At 43.5% G+C, this 20,157-nt stretch carries 17 protein-coding genes; 3 read left to right on the top strand and 14 right to left on the bottom strand.

Annotation, left to right across the window (positions count from 1 at the left end; all coding sequences use genetic code 11):
* Positions 1–5 precede the first annotated feature (5 nt).
* Positions 6–800 (bottom strand): SDR family NAD(P)-dependent oxidoreductase, encoded by a 795-nt coding sequence (locus FDP09_RS13445; RefSeq protein WP_137403156.1) that lies wholly within the window; start codon positions 798–800, stop codon positions 6–8.
* A gap of 125 nt (positions 801–925) precedes the next feature.
* On the opposite strand from FDP09_RS13445, the gene FDP09_RS13440 reads away from it, so the two are divergent.
* A complete protein-coding gene (locus FDP09_RS13440; protein WP_137403155.1) occupies positions 926–1,756 on the top strand; it encodes a helix-turn-helix domain-containing protein in 831 nt (276 codons plus the stop codon).
* A gap of 175 nt (positions 1,757–1,931) precedes the next feature.
* Positions 1,932–2,552, top strand: coding sequence for an outer membrane beta-barrel protein (locus tag FDP09_RS13435; protein ID WP_187328672.1), 621 nt, complete (start codon positions 1,932–1,934; stop codon positions 2,550–2,552).
* A 122-nt stretch (positions 2,553–2,674) separates the two neighbouring features.
* Here the strand turns inward: FDP09_RS13435 and FDP09_RS13430 are convergent, their stop codons facing one another.
* The 9 genes from FDP09_RS13430 to FDP09_RS13390 form a co-directional block, all read right to left on the bottom strand.
* Positions 2,675–4,153, bottom strand: coding sequence for a Gfo/Idh/MocA family oxidoreductase (locus FDP09_RS13430; RefSeq protein ID WP_137403153.1), 1,479 nt, complete (start codon positions 4,151–4,153; stop codon positions 2,675–2,677).
* A 280-nt stretch (positions 4,154–4,433) separates the two neighbouring features.
* Positions 4,434–4,727, bottom strand: coding sequence for a GNAT family N-acetyltransferase (locus FDP09_RS13425; RefSeq protein WP_229683369.1), 294 nt, complete (start codon positions 4,725–4,727; stop codon positions 4,434–4,436).
* A gap of 113 nt (positions 4,728–4,840) precedes the next feature.
* Positions 4,841–5,569 carry a 6-phosphogluconolactonase gene (gene pgl, locus FDP09_RS13420; protein WP_229683370.1) on the bottom strand — a complete coding sequence of 243 codons (729 nt, stop codon included), beginning with the start codon at positions 5,567–5,569 and terminating at the stop codon, positions 4,841–4,843.
* 3 nt (positions 5,570–5,572) lie between these two features.
* Positions 5,573–7,090, bottom strand: a complete 1,518-nt coding sequence (gene zwf / locus FDP09_RS13415; protein ID WP_222840286.1) for a glucose-6-phosphate dehydrogenase — start codon at positions 7,088–7,090, stop codon at positions 5,573–5,575.
* Positions 7,091–7,117: 27 nt separating this feature from the next.
* Positions 7,118–8,515 carry an NADP-dependent phosphogluconate dehydrogenase gene (gndA, locus tag FDP09_RS13410; protein WP_137403151.1) on the bottom strand — a complete coding sequence of 466 codons (1,398 nt, stop codon included), beginning with the start codon at positions 8,513–8,515 and terminating at the stop codon, positions 7,118–7,120.
* Positions 8,516–8,555: 40 nt separating this feature from the next.
* Positions 8,556–9,011: an RpiB/LacA/LacB family sugar-phosphate isomerase gene (locus FDP09_RS13405; RefSeq protein WP_137403150.1), complete on the bottom strand. Its 456-nt coding sequence runs from the start codon at positions 9,009–9,011 to the stop codon at positions 8,556–8,558.
* Between the two features lie 592 nt (positions 9,012–9,603).
* Positions 9,604–11,805 carry a peptidase domain-containing ABC transporter gene (locus FDP09_RS13400; protein WP_229683371.1) on the bottom strand — a complete coding sequence of 734 codons (2,202 nt, stop codon included), beginning with the start codon at positions 11,803–11,805 and terminating at the stop codon, positions 9,604–9,606.
* A gap of 43 nt (positions 11,806–11,848) precedes the next feature.
* Positions 11,849–13,021 carry an HlyD family secretion protein gene (locus FDP09_RS13395; RefSeq protein WP_137403149.1) on the bottom strand — a complete coding sequence of 391 codons (1,173 nt, stop codon included), beginning with the start codon at positions 13,019–13,021 and terminating at the stop codon, positions 11,849–11,851.
* A gap of 61 nt (positions 13,022–13,082) precedes the next feature.
* Positions 13,083–13,307, bottom strand: coding sequence for a bacteriocin (locus FDP09_RS13390; RefSeq protein ID WP_137403148.1), 225 nt, complete (start codon positions 13,305–13,307; stop codon positions 13,083–13,085).
* Between the two features lie 1,213 nt (positions 13,308–14,520).
* Between FDP09_RS13390 and FDP09_RS13385 the strand changes: the two genes are divergently transcribed.
* Complete coding sequence (locus FDP09_RS13385) at positions 14,521–15,228, top strand: hypothetical protein (protein ID WP_137403147.1); 708 nt, start codon at positions 14,521–14,523, stop codon at positions 15,226–15,228.
* 30 nt (positions 15,229–15,258) lie between these two features.
* Here the strand turns inward: FDP09_RS13385 and FDP09_RS13380 are convergent, their stop codons facing one another.
* The 4 genes from FDP09_RS13380 to FDP09_RS13365 all read right to left on the bottom strand — a co-directional run bounded on the left by FDP09_RS13380 (position 15,259) and on the right by FDP09_RS13365 (position 20,146).
* Positions 15,259–16,374, bottom strand: coding sequence for an AEC family transporter (locus FDP09_RS13380; RefSeq protein WP_137403146.1), 1,116 nt, complete (start codon positions 16,372–16,374; stop codon positions 15,259–15,261).
* Positions 16,375–16,390: 16 nt separating this feature from the next.
* Positions 16,391–17,569: a pyridoxal phosphate-dependent aminotransferase gene (locus FDP09_RS13375; protein WP_137403145.1), complete on the bottom strand. Its 1,179-nt coding sequence runs from the start codon at positions 17,567–17,569 to the stop codon at positions 16,391–16,393.
* 623 nt (positions 17,570–18,192) lie between these two features.
* The gene (locus tag FDP09_RS13370; RefSeq protein ID WP_137403144.1) at positions 18,193–18,633 is read right to left on the bottom strand and encodes a hypothetical protein; all 441 of its coding nucleotides are present in this window, start codon (positions 18,631–18,633) and stop codon (positions 18,193–18,195) included.
* A gap of 43 nt (positions 18,634–18,676) precedes the next feature.
* Positions 18,677–20,146: a SusD/RagB family nutrient-binding outer membrane lipoprotein gene (locus tag FDP09_RS13365; protein ID WP_137403143.1), complete on the bottom strand. Its 1,470-nt coding sequence runs from the start codon at positions 20,144–20,146 to the stop codon at positions 18,677–18,679.
* Positions 20,147–20,157 lie beyond the last annotated feature (11 nt).

Genomic DNA, 20,157 nt, shown 5'->3' with positions numbered 1-20,157 from the left:
ATGATTTAAATGATTGAATTGACTACACCTCCATCTACCCTTAGCGAAGCTCCATTCGTCGCCGCGGATAATGGGCTCGCTACATAGGCCACCAAATTTGCCACTTCCCTACTTTCGGCAAACCGTTGGATTAAGGAAGTGGGGCGGCGATTCTCAAAAAATTCCTGAAGGACTTTTTCTGTTGGTTTTCCTTCTTCTTGGGCTTGCTCTTCTAATCCCTTCTTATTGGCCCTGCTCCAGGTGGGGCCAGGAAGCACGGCGTTTACCGTTACATTAGTTCCTTTGCTCAGTCGTGCCAGTCCCCTTGAGATGGCTAATTGAGCCGTTTTGCTCATGCCGTAGTGTACCATTTCTGTCGGTATGTTGAGCGCTGATTCACTAGAGATAAAAATGATCCGCCCCCAGTCTTTCTCAAGCATTTTTGGGAAATAATGCCGTGACAGCCGTACACCGCTCATGACGTTTATGTCAAACATCTCCTGCCATGCTTCATCGGAGATATCCTCAAAATCAACTTGATTAAAGATCCCGACATTATTCACCAATACATCTACTTCCGGAAGTTCTTCAAGCAGTGCCGATATCTCATCCTTCTTGCCAAAATCAGCTGCTATTCCTGTGATGTTTTGATTACCCGTATCTGCTTTGAGCTCGGCCACTTTTTGTCGGACATCTTCCGCTTTCCGACCATTGATAATAACACTGGCTCCTTCTTCTGCCAGCACTTGGGCAATCGAATGGCCTATTCCTGCGGTAGAGCCCGTCACCAATACTTTTTTACCTTTTAATTGAAGATCCATGCTACTTTAGTTTTAGCCTCATTAATGAAACGAGGTTGTGAATTTTTTTACGAATGATATGTATATACAACGCATCTGGACTACATATTTTTATGTATATTTCAATGGTATTTAGGTAAAAATCAATGATGAAGCGATACAAACAATTTGATGATGTCATCGTCCAGGTTTTTGAGGCTGTAAAATGGGAACATCCCATCCACAATCATAACCATTATGAAATCATTTTTATAAAGCATGGCAAAGGATCGCATCACTTAAATGGTCGTACGCTCACTTATGAAATGGGAGATGTATTCATGCTTGGTCCTTCGGACAAGCATGAATTTATCATTGAAGAAAAAACTAAATTCGTTTATTTCAAATTCACCAAAAGGTATATCAATCACCCTCCGGCTATTAATGTACCGGAAACTTGGAATCAGCTTACAAATCACGTGCTAAAACACCCAGAGAGAAAAAGGGCAAGTCTTTTGACCAATGCTGCTGACAAAAATAAAATCTCTTTATTGTTTGAGCTCATTGTTTCAGAAGAAGCCGAAAATGATGATCCCTCCCTTATTTATCAACTGCTGGTGTCCATAATGATCATTTTGGACAGAAACTTAAAATCACTCACCACCGAAAGCGCGCCCATTGACCGGCCTATTGCAGAAGAAATACTGGAATACATCGATCACCATATTCGTGAACCATCAAAATTGACCTTGCAACATTTAGCAGATCGATTTTACTTCAGTCCCAATTATATAGGGCCTTGGTTTAAACATAACATGGGCATTTCACTTAAGGATTATGTTAGCCAATACCGTTTAAAACTTATATTGAAATTGTTGCACAAAGGTCAATTGAGTTATAAACAACTAACGGTTGAATTTGGCTTTGTGGACGAAAGTCACCTCTATAAGTTCATCAAAAACAAAACGGGCAAGCGATTAAGTGATTGGAAATCTTAAATGCCCTTAAATCTGCCTATGATTTTGTTAACATAACTTAATCCTAACATTTTTTAACCCATTCAATTTAAAATGCCTATTCAGTTGTTATAATTTCAACACCATATAATTATGTAAACTATAAACTCTTTAAATTATGAACAGGTATTTTTGTTTTATTTCAATTTTCACAGTAATGATCAGCCTCCTTTCAACTACGACTTCCAATGCTCAATTCAATGAGGACGATCTAGTAATCCGGTCAGGGATAAACTTCCAGTACAGTAAACAAGACTCCCCATACTCCCTACCTGAAAACATGAGTGATGAGCTAACATCATTCAGCTACTATTTCACGCCTGGCATCGGGAAGTTTTTTGGAAATGGTTTTTATGCCGGAATAGAGGGAAGAATCGGCGCAAGGTCACAAAAATACACCACCTTGGCTGACGGTAATACTACCCGTGCCAATAGCACGATATACGGTGGAGGAATTCTATTAAGAAAGTACTTTAAGGTCACCGAAAAATTCATGCCGTTTGTAGGGCTTAGCAATTCGTTTTACAAAGAAAAGGGGGATAAAAATCTTCCAGGTCAACCTTATTCCTATAATCAAAGCAACTTTACCGCTGACATCCAACTCGGTGCACAATATCGCCTCTCCCCTCGGTTTGGCATTGAAGCCTACTATACACCGGGCGGACTATCGGTATCCAAGAATATGAACAGTAATCAGAAAGCCGACATCACGCCAAACTTTGGCGGAAACGGGCAACATTTCTCTTTTGGGATCAATTACTTCCTGGGTAGAAAATAGTCACCAGACACAAGAAAAACGGATGGTTAAATCCTCAATTGTTAACAATCCGACAAATAGCTGCGTCAAATAAAAAAGTGTATGGCGGGTTGATGAAGAAAGTCAAACAACCCGCCATTTTTTTAAACTTTATAGTATCCTTCCCAGCCCTTCCTTGGTGGTGGTCCCACCAAAAGGGCATTGGCGAATTCATTATTTGTAATGGTTTTGGTATCTCGGTCAAACTCCAATTTGGCATTTAGCCGCTGGGCAAGTGTTCCTAAGGTAAACACCTGGCTGAGTGGACCAGCGATGGAGAATGGAGATCGGGTATCTTCCTCTCCTTTACAGGCCAATAAGAAATTTGCAAAATGATTGGAAGGGCTTTCGGGCACTTCGGGTAATTTACCAGCCATGGCTTTAGCCTTTTCTTCCGGAATGATCGACAACGTGCTGCCATGAGAGCCTCCCTTGAAGGTCAGGTCTTTACTGTAAATAATCTTTCCAGGATTTAGCTTTGCCGGTTGGATCTTCCCATTACTGGCCGCTGGGATATCTGCATCCAGTTCGGAAGAACCATATCCTTCCGGTACTTCAGGGATATTGTCCATACCATCGTACCAGCTAACATTTACTTTTGGCATTTTCCCTCTTTTGGGAAACTTAAAGTCCAAGGTAGTAGCCTGTGGATAAAACAGTCCATTATGCCCTTCAATTTTCACGGGATCCACTTCATAGGGCAAACCAAGATCAAGAAATTGATGGAAAGTATCCATAATATGGGCACCCCAATCACCCAGTGCTCCCATTCCAAAATCATACCAACAACGCCACTGGCCATTGATAAAATCATGGTTGTAATCATGGTACTGGGCAGTAGTCAACCACGTATCCCAGTCCAAAGAATCCGGAACAGTTTCGGCGGCCGGAAATTTGTTCATATTGGTATCCCAGCCATGCCATCTCCTGCGGCCATTCATGTGGCAAGTGATGTCCGTAACGTCCTTAATGATTCCAGCATCCACCCAGGCCTTAAACTGAAAATAGTTGGCTTCGGAGTGTCCTTGATTTCCCATTTGCGTCACCACACCGTACTTATCAGCCGCTTTCATTAAGAGTTCTATTTCATTGAAAGTCCTGGCCAATGGCTTTTCCACATATACACCTTTGCCGGCGGCCATCGCAGCCATGGTCACGGGAAAATGAGAAAAATCAGGCGTTGCTACCATGACGGCATCAAATTGGTCGCTGTTCTTGTCCAGCATTTCCCTGAAATCTTGAAAACGTGTTGCTTTGGGAAACTTGTTCATGCTCTCCAAGGTATGCTCTGCTCCCATATCCACATCACACAGCGTAACGATATTGGCATGGCCAGTTTCATCAATCGCATTGATCACTTGCCCTCCCCTGTTTCCAATCCCCACACAGGCCAAATTCACACGGTCACTGGGAACGATGGAAGCTTTTCGGATCAATTTACCTTGTTTATCCCTGATTTCAGGTTTCGAAAAAAGCACGTGACTCGGCACAATACTTACCGCCCCAAGGGCCAGTGCACTCTTCTTTAAAAAATCTCTTCTTTCACCTGCTTTTTGCAGCGTATTATTCTTATTTTTCTTCATCTTAAGCTGGTTAATTTAAACGGGTTTATCTATCCTTCATATAGACTTTTGAACAGTCCATTTGAAAAATTCATATCCTTAAATATAATTATATAATTGAATACTAATCAAAAAAAATCATTCAATGGAGCTTAATTCTTACTGATAGGCAAAAAAATGGTTCAATATGTTCTCCCGTTAATGCTAAATCTATTTATACCTCGGAGTATGGCATTAACTTGCACACGCCGACGCGGACAAAATGAGCTGCTACAACCTGGTTTTCAACAGACTTCTTTCCTCAGGTAAAAAGGACATCCCTGATCTTTTCTTCTTTGCTAAAAACGGATTTTGCAAAAGGGCAAAGTGGAATGACTTTATATTGATTTTTCCTGGCAAAATCCACTAAGTTCATCAGCATCAATTTCCCAACTCCCTGCCCCTTAAAATCAGGATTGACTTCCGTATGGTCAACAATCAACCTGTCCTCTCCTGCAAAAGTAAAGGTCATTTGCCCCGCCTCTTCGTCATCTTCCATTGCTGCAAAAAAGCCTTTTTTACCATCGTTATTGTTTTTGACTATCATGCTAGACATTCGTTAGATTATCATATACTATCATAAATTTCACCTTAAAATAGCAATAAAAAAGGAGGTAAACACCTCCTTTTTTATCCTTTATATTAAAATAATATTTGCACGATCATGCATTAAACATTCTTGAGCTTACTGGCAGCAGCCTCATCCACCAACCATTGCACATCTCCGGCTATTGGTTGAATCATTTGGGAAGGATATTCTGTGGGATTTCGCACTCCCTCCAGCACCTCATATAGCGCATTGGCTTTGTTTTCTCCAAATACAAAAAAGACAATTTTTTTGGCCTTATTGATCAGGGGTGCTGTCAAGGTGATACGGTGGATATCCTTGGATTTGAGGAAATACCCTTCCACCCATTTGTTTTCCTCCTGCAGTACCGCAGTACCTGGAAATAAGGAGGCACAATGTCCATCATCCCCCATTCCCAATAAGATCAGGTCAAAAACTCCTTCTTCGCCAAGTTCCTTTTTGAGGTAGCCGGTATATTCCTGTGCCCTTGCCTCAGGGGTAATGCCGGCTGCCCACATGGGAAAAACATGCTCTTTCAAAACCGGGACATGATCCAGCAGCATTTCATAGGCCATCCCTGCATTGCTTTGATCATCGTCAAGGGACACCCAACGCTCGTCGCCCCAAAAAACAAATACCTTGTCCCATTCTACTTGGGATTTATACTTCTCCTCAGCCAGTAGGCGATAGAGTCCTTTCGGAGAGCTTCCTCCCGTAAGGGCCACATTGAACTTTCCCTTTGATTCGATGGCAGCTTTTGCTGACTTTACAAAAAGTTCTGCAGCTACTTCACCTAATTTGGCTGGGTCTTGTTCTATTTGAATCATCATGAATTAGTCTTTTTGTAAATTTAATGCCCAGACGTGACCATCTTTGGCGATCAGGGCTTCTGCATTTTCAGGCCCCCAGGCTCCTGCAGCATAATTTGGAAAATCAAGTGAAGGCCTGTTTTCCCAAACCTCCAAAATGGAATCAATCACATCCCAAGCTTCTTCTACTTGATCCGATCGCATAAACAAGGTAGGATCCCCTCTCATGGCATCCAAAAGCAGGGTTTCATAGGCCTCCGGAGTCTGGGTGCTACAGGCGTCATAATCATAGATCATATCCGCTTGGTTAAGGTTCATTTCCAGACCATGGCGTTTTACCGTAAAGCGCAATCGAATATCCATTTGTGGCTGGAGGTTGATGGTGAGCCTATTCGGCATCACACTGTCCGCCTGCTCCCTGGAAAAGGTACTGTGGGGCACTGGCCTAAACTGAATGGTTACCGAAGAAGTTTTCACGGGCATCCTTTTACCTGTTCTTAGGTAAAAGGGAACTCCTTGCCATCTCCAGTTGTCCAGGTAAAATTTAATGGCTGCGTAGGTTTCAGTAGCGGAGTTTTTGTCCACCCCACTCTCCTCACGGTACCCCGGTACTTTCTTGCCTTCTACCCATCCAGGACCATATTGACCCCTGACGGCAAATTTATGGACGTCCTCTGGCTTTATCCTTCTTACTGCACGGAGAACATCAGCCTTTCTATTCCTGATCTCTTCCGCATCAAAGGACACCGGTGCCTCCATAGCCACCATGGTCAAGATCTGCAAGAGGTGGTTTTGGATCATGTCTTTGAGTGCTCCTGACTCTTCGTAGTAGCCTCCACGGTCTTCCACTCCCACTTGTTCGGCCACAGTGATCTGGACATAGTCGATATAGTTTCGATTCCACAACGGCTCAAAAAGCGCATTGGCAAACCGGAACGCCAAGATATTTTGGACGGTCTCTTTACCCAAGTAGTGGTCTATGCGATAGATCTGTTCCTCCTGAAATGTCCTTCTCAGCATATTGTTCAGCTCTATGGCCGTCGCTTTATTGGTACCAAAAGGCTTCTCGATAATGATCCGGTCTTTGACCTCACTGCTTGCCAAGCCAGAATCCTTAAGATTTAGTGTTACGGTCTCAATAAATCGCGGTGCCACGGAAAGGTAAAACAGCCTATTTGCCCTTTCGCCCCATTCCTCATCTATTTTATCAAGTTGGGATGATAGGTCTTGATAAGATTTTCCATCATTGATATTGGATTGGAAATACGAAATGGACGGATAAAAAGCATCCCACTTGTCCTTCTTTGGTTTACCGTTCCTAGAAAATTCCGTAAGACCATCAAACAGCCTGTCCCTGTAGGATGCATCATCCAGTTCCGTGCGTCCCAAACCGATAATGGCAAATTTATTGGGCATCCAGCCATCCAAGTACAGGTTATAAAAAGCCGGTACCAGCTTTCGCTTCGCCAAGTCTCCTGTGCCTCCAAAAATAACGATAATGGTAGGGGCTGCTTTTTTGGTTGTTTTTATTTTTTCACTCATAATTGTATCAAAACTTTTTCAGGTCATTTATTCCCACTGGGCATGAAACAACCCTTCTCTATCTATTCGTTCAAATTGATGGGCACCAAAGAAATCACGCTGGGCTTGGATCACATTGGTGGACAATCGCTCACTGCGGTAAGCGTCAAAATAGCTAAGTGCGGCCATAAATCCCGGAACTGGAATGCCTTTTTCTACCGCTACTTTCACCACTGTCCTGATGTCTTTTTGACGCGCCACCAAGTCTGCACCGATGGCTTTGTCCAACAATAAATTGGGCAGATCAGGTGTTTTTGTAAAAGCCTTTCGAAAATCATCCAGGCAGGCCGCACGGATAATACATCCTCCCCGCCATATTTTGGCCACTTCCTCCAGATTGAGTCCGTAGCCATATGCTTCTGAAGCCAGTCGAAGTTGCGCCATTCCCTGAGCATAGGTATTGATCATGGCAAAGTATAGCGCATTTTTAAGCATTTCCGCATTGGTATCCGTTTCCACTTCGCCTGCCCAAGTAAGGGTCTTGGCCGCTTCTAGCCGCTCTTCCTTATATTTCGAAATGTCGCGCATCAAAACCGCCATATCTATTACCGGCACGGGAGCCTGAAGGTCCATCGCATCTTGGCTGGTCCATTTCCCAGTACCTTTGGATCTTGCCTGGTCAGAGATTAGCGTCAGCAGCTGCTTGCCCGTTTCTTCATCTTTCTTGTTCAGGATCAGCGCGGTAATCTCCACTAAAAAAGACTGTAGCTCCGTACGGTTCCATGACTGGAAAATCTCCTGGATCTTATTGTCCGAATATCCAAGCGCCTGCTTCATGACATCATAGGCTTCTGCAATCAGCTGCATGATGCCATATTCAATACCATTGTGCACCATTTTCACGTAGTTTCCCGCTGCACCTTTCCCAAGGTAAGTCACACAAGGCTCCCCATCTACCTTGGCCGCAATGGCTTCAAAAATCGGCCTGAGCCGTTCATAAGCTTGTGCATCGCCTCCTGGCATCATACTAGGTCCAAACCGGGCTCCTTTCTCTCCTCCCGATATCCCCATCCCGAAGAAATGAATATTCCTCTGGGCCAGTTCCGTAAATCGACGTTCTGTATCCGGGAAATAAGAATTACCGCCATCCACCACAATATCATCTTTATCCAATAATGGCATGAGGGAACCTATCGCGGCATCTACCGGCTTTCCTGCCGGCACCAAAAGCATGATCGCCCGCGGACTTTTCAGAGAAGATACGAATTTTTCAGCTGCGGTGAATCCTTTTATATCTTGGGCGCCTTCGGCTTCTTTTTCAAGGGATTTGGCCTTTTCCTGATCCAGGTCCAAACCAGCGACGGAAAAGCCATGATCGGCCATATTGAGCAAGAGGTTTTTCCCCATTACTCCCAGTCCGACAATTCCAAAGTCGAATTGTTTCATTCTATTCTTTTTGTGATTCTACTTCGTTGTTTAGTATGCGTTATTTTCGGAATTCCTTCTCTAGGTCTTCGACTTTTCTCAACCGTCGCTGAAAACGCTCCTCCTCGACATATTCTGCCGTGATAAAAATCTCTACCAACTCCTTAAGCACGACTCCACCCATCACTCGTCCTCCAAGGCACATAAGGTTCATATTGTCATGCTCCACTCCTTGATGGGCACTATATGGCTCTGTAATCAAAGCTGCCCTCACACCGGGCACCTTGTTAGCGGCTACCGTCACCCCTACTCCACTGCCACATATTGCGATGCCCTTCTGAATTTCTCCTTTGGATACGGCGATGGCCAGTGGCTTTACTTTGTCCGGATAATCATCCGATTCGTCAAATTCAAAAGCCCCAAAATCAGTTACATCATGTCCATTGCTATGGAGGTATTCAAACAGCTCCTGTTTTTGATCAAATCCTCCATGATCCGCTGCGATTCCTATTTTCATATTTAATCCTTTTTTGTCGGTACCAAATCAAAATTGATTTTTAACCACGTTGTTTCCCAGTTCCAATGCAATCTCAAAAATAGGTTTTTTTTGATGAAAGTATGCCTTTCTTTGCGGCAAATACAGGGAAATAAGTGAAGCTCAATCCGGATTATGTAAGAGGAGGTACAATCGCCTCTTGGGAGGAATGTCGGGATGGTAAAAAAGCACAAGAAAATCAGCCGGTTCCAAGCCCTGGGCATCCATCCTACCTGGGCAGAAAAGCACTGCAGACTTGTCCCCGGGCTGATCGATGTAAAAAAGCGAAAGCATAGGGAATTACTCCAGTGCGCCACTTAGGGCAGCAAATGGCATCACAAAAACCGGTTAACAACACAATATTAACCGCAGTTCGATTATAAAATCGTCACTGCGAGGCTTAGAGGGAGATTTGAGGGGTGGAAGCCGTGGCAGTTTCGGGATTGCCACACCCTTTTCCAACCCACATCCTCCTTAAAATGGTTCGTATGACGCTTTTTATACTAAAATTAAGTCGAGCTCAGGTTATTGCTTCAATTGACCACCAAAAAACCACGATCAACCATCAGGAAAATCACTCCACCAAAACGCTGGTGGGCACTTGCCGCTTCCACATTTCATGATAAACCCCTTCTGCTTTGATCAGAGAGGTGTGGTTTCCTTTTTCCACGAGTTTCCCTTCTTTCAACACCAAAATCTGATCCGCCTGCATCACGCTACTAAGCCTATGAGCAATCACCACTACCGTCTTTCCTTCTTTCTGGAGCGATTGGAGTACTTCGTTCACAAATGACTCTGAATAACTGTCTAAAGATGAAGTGGCCTCATCGAAAATCAACACCTCCGGTTCTTTGTACAAGGCCCTTGCAATGGCCAATCGTTGCCGCTGGCCACCGGAAAGGGTCACTCCATTTTCGCCGATATAGGTGTCAAATCCTTTTGGCAAGGACTCAATAAAATTTAAAATCCCTAGCCGCTTACAAATCTTGATTACTTTGGTCATATCAGGGTTAAATTCGCCCAGCGCCAAATTATCCATCACTGATCCAGCAAATAAGTGAATGTCCTGTGGTACTACGCCTACAAGTTTTCTTAAGGAATATTGATCGATATATTTCAAGTCATACTCTCCGATGGTTATCCTCCCTCCATCCAGTGGATAAATCTTTTGAAGCAGGGAAAGCAGGGTTGATTTCCCTGATCCTGACTCGCCAACAATAGCCGTGATTTTCCCTAAGGGAATATCTAAATCCAATTGCTTGAAAACGTCTTTTCTGGTACCATAACGAAATTCCACGTCCATAAAACGAATATCGCCAAGTTTATCAGCTGTAAGCTCCATGGACTTCTCATTTTCCTCTACATCTACATCCATGATCTCAAACAACCGGTCCGCAGCAATCAGGGCATCTTGGATCAGCTTGTTCATCCCGATAAAACTGGCCACAGGTTTGGTAAAATATCCCATTATCGCATAAAACGAGAGCAATTCCCCTGCGGTCAGCTCATTGTCCAGCACAAAAGAACTCCCAATCCAAAGCAGTAAGATGGTAAACAAAGAAGTACTAAAAGTGCTGGAACTCCCTATCCAGATACTATTGATACTGGAGGCATAAACGGATTTTAGCAGGCCCACAAATCTGGACTCCGTCCTCATATTGGTAAAATCCTCCAGTCCAAAACGCTTAATCGTACTTATAGCATTGACAGATTCTACCAGCTGCGACTCCAATTCAGCATTATCTTCCATTAACTGCCGCTGTGTTTTGCTGTTGACCTTATTGGAGAAATAATAAATGGTAGCATAAATCGGGATGATCAGCAAAACGAAAAGTGCAAGTTTCCAATAAAAGACAAACATCAACGAAAATGAAAAAACCACGACAAATACATTGATCACAAAACCGATGATGACATCATTGATGAATGTTCGGATCTTGACGGCATCATTTATCCTGGAGATGATTTCCCCAGTCCGCATATTATCAAAAAAAGACTGTGGAAGCTTTAGCAAATGTTTATAATAACCTAGAATAAGGCGAGCATCTATCTTTTGGCCTGTCTGGACGGTCAAAATTGACTTGGTAAAGCTAATAATGATCCGAAAGACCAATATCACCACCATGCAGATCCCCATCAGGTTTAGCAGGTTCTGATTTCCCTCAGGAAGGACATTGTCAATGATCTTTTGGAGATAAAAAGAAGATGCCAATCCGAGAATAGTAGCCACGATCGCGCCGAGTAACACCTGGGTCAATATCCGCTTATGGGGCTTAAGCAAAAACCAAAACCGTTGGAAAATACTCGCTTTAAAATCTCCCCTTTCGAACGTCTCACCAGGCTGCAACAAAAGCATCACACCTGTCCACATCTCCTCAAATATTTGGCGATCTACCTCCTTGACTTTTCCTTCTGCAGGATCCATCAACAGCACCTTGTCCTTTTTTACTTCCAATACCACCACATAGTGATGCAGGACTTTTTTTACGATCACATGGGCAATCACCGGCACCGGTACCAATTCCAGCTGGTCTGCTTCCAGCCTGATTCCCTTGGTATCAAATCCCAGCTTCTTGGCAGCCTCGATCAGCCCCAGGACATTGGTGCCTTTCCGGTCTGTGGAAGCCATTTGCCTGATTTTGGCAATCGGCATTTCTAAATGATGAAAAGAGGCCACTGCCGCCAAACAGGCTGCACCACAATCCGTAAAATCATGCTGCTTTACCTCTGTGCGTTTATAGCTGTTTTTAAACCCAAAAAAATTCTTCATGCTCATGATAGCCCAGTTTATGGTGTGTGAATTGCCAAGTGTATCTGCTTTATTTTTCAACCAAATTTGGGTTCACCCAGTCATCCGCCTGATCAAACAACAGCTGTATCAACCTTCTTTCCGTAAGTACAAACCTTGCCTGAAGGGTCATCCCTTTTTTCAAATATCCCTTATACCCATTTTTCAATTCCAGGTAATCCTGATCCAAAGAACAGATCACCTTAAAATAGGGGGCTCGCCCGTCTCCCATAAAGGCGTCGTTAGAAATGGAAAGCACTTCTCCTTGTAACAATCCCCATTCATTGTAATTGAAAGAATCTACTTGAATACTGACAGGCCCTTCTGGTTTCAGCAATCCAATGTTTTCTGGTGAAACCCGTATTTCGGCTACGGTGCCACCGACTGGAGAAATTTCCCCTAGTTGGAAATTTGGTGTGACCGCAGCTCCTGGCGTAATTCCCTTGATGTCCTGTATATAGCCTGTCAATGGGGCCTTGACACGGTAAAAATCCTTTTCTTCCTGAAGCTGGGAATCCACTGATTGCAGGTGCTTCAACTGCTGCTCAAGGTCACTCAGGACAGATTGCCATATTGCCGCCTGTTGATCCACAGTCACATAAATGTCACTTTTGGCATTATCGTGACTAAGGGTGACCTTATCCATTTCGAGCTCGGATATCGCCCCTACATCGAATAGTGTTCTCGATCGTTCATAGTTCTTCTTGACAATGGCATACTGGGAGCGAATATCGGAAAGCTTCTGATAGAAATAGTTGGCCTCTTGCTGATATTGGGACGAATTCAGATGGGGCACTTTTTCCCATAGATTTTGGCGACATAACCGGATCAATTTTCTTAAATCCCCCATTTTTGCTTCCAAATCTCCTATCTGGCTGTCATAAAGACGGTTTTTTTCGTTAAGTATGGAAGACTGAATCGTGAAAAGCAGCTCTCCCTTGGATACTTTATCATTCTCCTTCACAAACACCTCGTCAATCTGGCCACTGACAAGCGACCTCACGGTGGTCCGTGGTGTTTCGGATTTTAAAATCCCCAATCCCTTTACCGATACATCCACTTTAATAAAAAACAAGGATAACAAGACTACCATCACCAATACCAATATTACCTGATAGATCACGATCGAGCTTTTATGGTAGTAGCGAAAGTGATAATCTGAGGTGTGCTTAACAATATCCGATGGAAAAATCCTGTTGTTCATGGTTTTAGGAATAAAAAAAGACAGCAATTACATGCTGTCTTTTCCTATCGTGATTAACAGATTAGTCTCTGAATATATTTTCAAACGAACCCAAGTCGGAAAGTTCGATTCCAAAGCTGCTTTTCTGCATTTCACCATCATCGTCCATAGACTCAGAGCTGAATTGGATGCTCAGTCCTCCTAAGAGTCCTCCTTTTGATCCACCTTCTTCGCCGCCCAATAGACCGCCTAAAAATCCACCATTTACTTCTTTCAATTCTGATTGATTCAATTCTTGAAATTTCATTGTGTTTAATTTTTGGTTAAAGTTTCCTACTCTTTTGAAGGCTTTTCGGATTCCACCTTTGTGAATCGATTCGGAATTTATGTACGTACCTTTTCCCCTGACTAGATCACCATAACCACCAACGCTCTTCCTAAAAAAACAACTCGCAAAAACCGTGTTTAGCTAACAATCAAAACAATCCACTTAAAAACCATAAAAAATACGACACACAAAGAAACTCCAACAAACATTACTTAAATTCACCAAACATCATTCTACTGAAAAAAAGTAAAAAATTATATAAAAAAAGTAAAAAAAACCTAATCTCAACAGCAGGTCACCAGGGAAATCGCTTTTAAACTATTAGTAAAAAGTTGTCAGCCTGAGCGGAGTCGAAGGCTAGACGTTGGACCTCGACTCCGCTCGGTCTGGCGCTTTTTGCCAGAATTAAATAACTTCATGGGGTAAAAGCGATTTCCCTGAGCAGGTTACTCAAGTTTCAGTAGAAGTTATGATATATTTTTACCTTTGATCTGGTTTATACCACAGAAATCGTTTTGAGTCCAGCAGTGTGTTTGGAGGTGTGAACGAAGTAGCGTTACAATGTACACTGCCTGGCCGCCGGATAAAACCGAAAGTTAATAGTTTAACTACTGATTTTGTCCGCCACGGCGAATCAGTCGCCTATACTTGAACGCCGCAGCGTAGATAGGCTAATGGGTATTCTGGGCAATCTCGTTTAGTTAAGAAGATTTCCCAATACGGATCGTTCATTGAGAAAATTATGGTTTTAATCCATGGCCTTTTTAAACATGTATAAAATGGATCCGCCTTGCAGCTATTGGGGGTTAAGAAATTAAATAGCGGGTGGGCAAAAAGGCAGGCTTGTTTTACGAAATGCTGCCCAAAAAGAACGTTGGCAGCTAGAAAAGGTTTACCTGGCTTTAGATAAGCCTGCTTGGCTTTAGACAGGAGGAGTTTGCCTGCATGAGGGAAGGTTTTAATTTTAGCCCAATAGCTGCACACCTGTGCGCCGTGGCGTAGCGGCGGGGTTTTTTGGTTACTTTTTTGCTTCAGGTCAAAAAAGTAACAAAGGTAAAGAGGTGAAGACCATCTTGGAATTTAGCATAAAAATAATAGAACCAATATTTCCAAATTCACACTAACTAAACGACATTGGTATTCTGGGTTTATATTGAAAAACCATCTTTAGGAGCAAATTCAAACCAATTTCATGAAACACCGCTTTTACAATAAATCAGAAAAAAGCCAGAAGAGGTTTATTATCCTCATCAGTATAGCTGTTTTTATGGTATTTGCCTTCACCCTTGCTGTTGCTTTTCTTACTAAACAATATTGGATCAGCATTCTTGTGGCACCCCTGATCATGATCGTTGCTCCATTTATCGACACCCCCATGGGCAAAAGAAGTGGCAAACTGGTTTACTATTCCCCCATGTTCATTACAGAAAGGCTGGACAATGATAAAACCGTATTTCACGGAGGGACCTTATTTGACTATTTTTATGTGTTGGATTTTAACCTTCCCGGTTACGCACGGACACAATGGATTCTTTTGGGTTACTTGAAGGGCTTGCTCAATTTCATAGAGAAACATCAAGATGCAGTGCATGACCAAATGGTCTTGGAGGGCACTTCGTACATCCTTCAGGACAATGCTGCAAAAAAGCTGGGGTTCCATCCGATTTCCACCGAAGGCATCCAACAACTCATTCTCTTGGCCAATTTCCCGACACTGACCATTGCATACTCCCTTTCCAAAAATAAACTTAGCTTTCCAGATCTCAGAAAGATAAAAACCTACCGCACCTCTCTCAAGCAGCTGCGGGAAAAACAACCTTTCATCAAAAGCCTCCACAATTCACTGGAGAAAAAAATAAAAGCCCCACTAGCGCGAGGCTCCTATAATCCCACAAATTAACAACATTCAACTGTATTTTTGGTTTATGGTTTACTCTGCAGGTTCTTCCTCCGAAAGCTCATAGCGGACGCTTGACTTTTTAATCAACTGAATGACCACGGGAACCGCAGCCAATAGCATTAGGCTGAGTCCGCACAAGAAGATATGGTATGGACTCAGGAAATAACTCCCCGAAGAGAACACACCAAGGATCACCAAGGTACTGAAAGGCAACGATACTGCCAGAATATTGAGCCCAAGTGTCAAATCAAATGTCTCTCCCCCTGCTAATTCTTTTTTCTCCATTGCCGATACGGCAGACATATGGGCAAATGGCCAAAAGCTACAAGCACTCTGAGGAAATACCACTGCCAGTAAAATGGCCGCTTCATTTGGTAAAGGTAAGAACGTCACCAGCAAGCCACTGATGATAAAGGTAATACCAGACCTGAATGCCAATAGCGCCACGATCATCTTAAGCTGATCCCATTTCAGCACTGCTGCTACCCCGATGAATATCAAGATCAGTGGCGTCATCATGGCTTTCATCTGCAAGACAGCATCGCTCAGGAATAGAGGAAGACTATCAATTGTAATCCCGAAGCCCAACAGTACAATGGCCAAAATCATGACCATATTGATGGGTTCATTGAGCATGGACAGCAAAAGCCCTTTCACCTTCTGGTTTCCGCTGTGATTGACGCTGCTATTGGCCCTGTAATACCACTGCATGGCAAGCAAATAGGTCAAGATTAACACAAACACTTTGTTTCCGATATCTGCCAATGCTCCCCAAGCAAGCGCTTCATCTCCCAAATACTCCACCAAAAAAGGAAAGCAAGAGAGCCCTGGCGCCAGGGAGGGCAATAACATCAGCAAGGTCCGCATCGTTGGGGTGTCATTTTCGATACCATAGAGTGGCAGCACGTACTTGCCCACCAACAGCATCAATAAATTGAACACCAATGCCAGAATAGGCAAAAACAATAAATCAGGCTGGATTTGTATTTTAAGTAAGGCCACAAATATAATCGCCGGCAAAGCAATGTTCAGGATGATGATCTTCAATCCCTTTTTGTGTTCTTCCTTGTTTAATTTACTCTTTAGTAAAAACCCTATCACAATTAACAGTAACAGTGAAAGGGTCTTTTGTATAGCTATACTCATGATAGGCTAGTTTTTATTAGGCAGTAACTTTCTTGAAGGCTTCGAGGAAAATCTCCATTTCGGACATTGTCCCCATACTCACACGGCACCAAGGCTTGTCGAGGAAGTTATAAGCCCTTACCCCTACGCCTTCGGCAAACATGGACTTCAAAAACTCCTTACCTTCCATCTGGATTGGGAAAATCATAAAACTGGTGTTGGAGGGGACGACATCATATCCCATAGCGGTCAGCTCACTAAACACATAATCACGGCACTCCTTGTTCATGGCTTTACACTCCGCGAGGAATGTATCTTCTTGGACACTGACAATGGCTCCTTTCAAGGAAGTGACAGAAAGCCCCATGGTACTGCGCACCATATCAGTGATACTTTCGATTCTTTCCGGTTGAGCGACGATATAGCCAATTCGCAATCCCGCCATGCCGTGGATCTTGCTAAATGTCCTGGCCACAATCACATCATGTCCTTCGGCCACTAAGCCTACCATGGTATTGTCCTCTGGCTTATCCATAAACTCCAAATAGGCTTCATCCACAAAAATCGGAGTTTTAGCGGCTACGGATTTACAGAACGATTTCAACTTGCCTGCTTCGGTAATAGATCCTGTCGGATTGTTTGGGTTACAGATATATACCAATTTGGTGTCACTGTCCACGGCCTTGGCCATTCCGTCCAAATCATGGGAAAAATCAGCCGTCAAGGGAATCGGCTTCCAAGTGGCTCCGATCCTTCTGGATGTATTGATCAGTGACATGTAAGAAGGATCTGCCGAAACGATGTTCCCCCCTTCAAGAAATCGTACGATGGCGGTTTTTTCCAGCAAATCAGTAGAACCTGGGCCGAGCATGATATGATCTTTGGTCACTCCTTCCTTTTCGGCGATCATCTCGATCAATGTCGCCGCATCGCTGTGCGCATAGCGATTGCCCAAGGAAACGGCATCAGAAATGGTCGAAACCACTTTCTTTGATGGCCCATACGGGTTTTCATTGGCCAATAAGCGTGCCCTCAGCGCTGGGACACTATCCTTATACATCGGATCATGCTCCCACAATAAACTCTGTGGATTCATGGGAGCCACATGAGAGGATACACTAGAGGTACCTGCTACCAAACTTGGTGCTAAGCCTATTCCGCCTGCGGCCAATAAACTGGATTTTAGCCAAGCTCTTCTATTGATTTTTGTTGTCATGGTTGAAATGGTTTAATATTTTGAAAATTGATGAATTCGATATCTAAACTTCCTACTAGTAAGGGCTTACTGTACTGTCAAAACCAGAAAGGGGCTTCTGGTACTTATGCATCAATTATTTCGGGCTTCTATATATATGTCAACCTCTACAACCAAAACCTCCATATCAAGTGTATTTTTAAACCTATTTTATACAGAAAAACACAAAATGATAAATTAAAGGTTAAAATAGCACCCTATATTAAACAAAAAAATTATCACAAACAGACTCACAACATCATTTACAGAACCATTAAAAACTGCCTAAGAGTCAAATATCCGATCAAGAAAACTCCCCCCACCTTTCCGATTGACCCTAAACATCTTGGATGGCTTTCAGACTAGACGGGCCATTAAGATCTCAGCTGGCTTACCTGTAATCATATCCTGAACCGTGTCCAAGGAGGAAAAAGAAAAGCCAAAGAAGCGGTGTGTGACCATAAGCTGAATCGACTGCCCACATCAAATCCTGATTTTGACTCATTAATACATTACCATAAAAAAAACCTGAACAGCTATACCGTCCAGGTTTCCGACCTATAGAATTACCCATTACTAATCACTAACTAATCTTTAGCAGAACGCTATTCCACTCTTACGGTATGGTATTTTCTGAAAGCAATATTATCATGGGTTCCAGCAAACTCCAGCCGGACCTGATCACCACTTCCAGGAACCTCTAGCCCCAAAGCCGCCCAGCTTACGCTCAAGGCAGCTTCCCCATCTCCATCTGTCACCAAGGTGGAAACTTCTTCTGTCTGGTTGATCCAAACAGTGATCTCCAAATCCCTGACCGGTATCGAATCAATCCCTACAGCATTATCCAGAATACCGGTCTTGTCCAACTCCATAAACTTGGCCGTAACCGCCACATCACTGTCGGACGGGAAAGCGCTACCATCAACCACCACCAATACCGGTGAGGCCACATTGGGAGTGGCCAATTCAACAGCATCTTCGCATGCAAACAGTAAAGGAATGCAAGCGAGTAAAACCCCTATTTTTTTATACATCTTGTTTTTCATAATAATCAGTTTTGAGAATGTTGACAATCAACAATAAGGACACTTAGTCTTCTACCCACCATAAGGGCGTCCGCATGGTATCTTCACCACCCAATAGCCTCAAGCCTTCGTCCAGCGCCGCTTTATTAAGTGAATATTCAGAAGTAGGATACTCCAACCGGGTAGGCAGTACTCCTTCGTTGTAAAATACCGCATCAGGATTTGGTGGTGGAAACACCGGGAACCCAGTCCTTCTATATTCTGTCCAAGCCTCGACACCTTGACCAAACAAGGCCAGCCATTTCTGTGTCATAATGGTCTCTTTATTTACTTCGCCAATCCGGGCCATATAATCTGAAGGCATTTCCAGGTCATGTTGGTCAAAAGATGCAGCAATAGCTTCCTCCAACAATGCAGCAGGATCTCCGTCAATATCTCCATCCAAAGCTGCCTCCGCCTCTATAAAGAGTAATTCCGCATAACTCATCAAGATACTTGGAGCGGTCGGATCAAGAAATTTGGTACCGATAACACTGGCAGCATAATTACCCGCCGCTGCATCTGTGAGGCCATTGGGAAGCCCGGCATAGGACCCATCAGCCAATGGCTGGGCATACACGGTAATGCGCTCATCATCCAGCTCCAGCAGTTCATTGATCAGTGTTTGGCTAATGTTCCAATCTGAACGGGTAGAAAATACGTCAAACATCTTATTTCTACTGCCAATAACATCAACATGCATGAGCTGGGCAAAATCCTCATTGCTAGTGAACACAGGGTAGGTAGATGGATCCTCTAAAATCTCCGCCATTACTGCCTGTGACTCGGCTGGCTTTTGGGCTGCCTGGTGATTGGCAAGCTTTAACCTCAAGGAATTGGCAAATTTCTTCCACCGCATGACATCACCATCAAATAGAATATCTCCCGAGATGGCGGGACCATCCGCATTAAGGCTTTCATTTGCCAAGCGCAAGTCCTCCATCAAACCTGCATATATATCCTCCATGGAATCATATTTAGGGGAGTTTATAGGATTTTCGGCTGTTCCCTTCAGGGCCTCTGAATAAGGAATGGGACCGAAGACATCTGTCATGTAGGAAAAGGTAAAGGCCTTCATCACAAGAGCGACACCGTAATAATTACGATTTTCAAATTCGCCACCTTGCCCCGAAAGCCGCTGAACACTCTCAAAGTTGACCAAGGCGTCGTTATAGAGTGCATCCCAAGTCCCGGAGGAAACGGTCAACGGAATCTCATAGCTATCTCCTTCCACATTGATATAGATGTTTCTCGCCAGATGCTGCATCCAACACATGGCTGCGTCGATATTCAATCGCTGAAATCGTGAACTGTGCCCCCAATAACGGTCTACTGACACCTGAATGGCATTTGGCAACAACAAGGCCGGAGAGATACTGGTCGGGTTGTTGGGATCCACGTTCATTTCTTCAAACTCTCCTGTACATCCGTTTAGTATCAGACCTGCCACGGGAATCATAAGAAGGGTATATATTTTTATTAGACTTTTCTTCATAGCACGTTTGT

It is taken from the genome of Echinicola rosea (assembly GCF_005281475.1).
Classification (GTDB): domain Bacteria; phylum Bacteroidota; class Bacteroidia; order Cytophagales; family Cyclobacteriaceae; genus Echinicola; species Echinicola rosea.
This window is presented reverse-complemented; position numbering and strand designations above follow the sequence as displayed.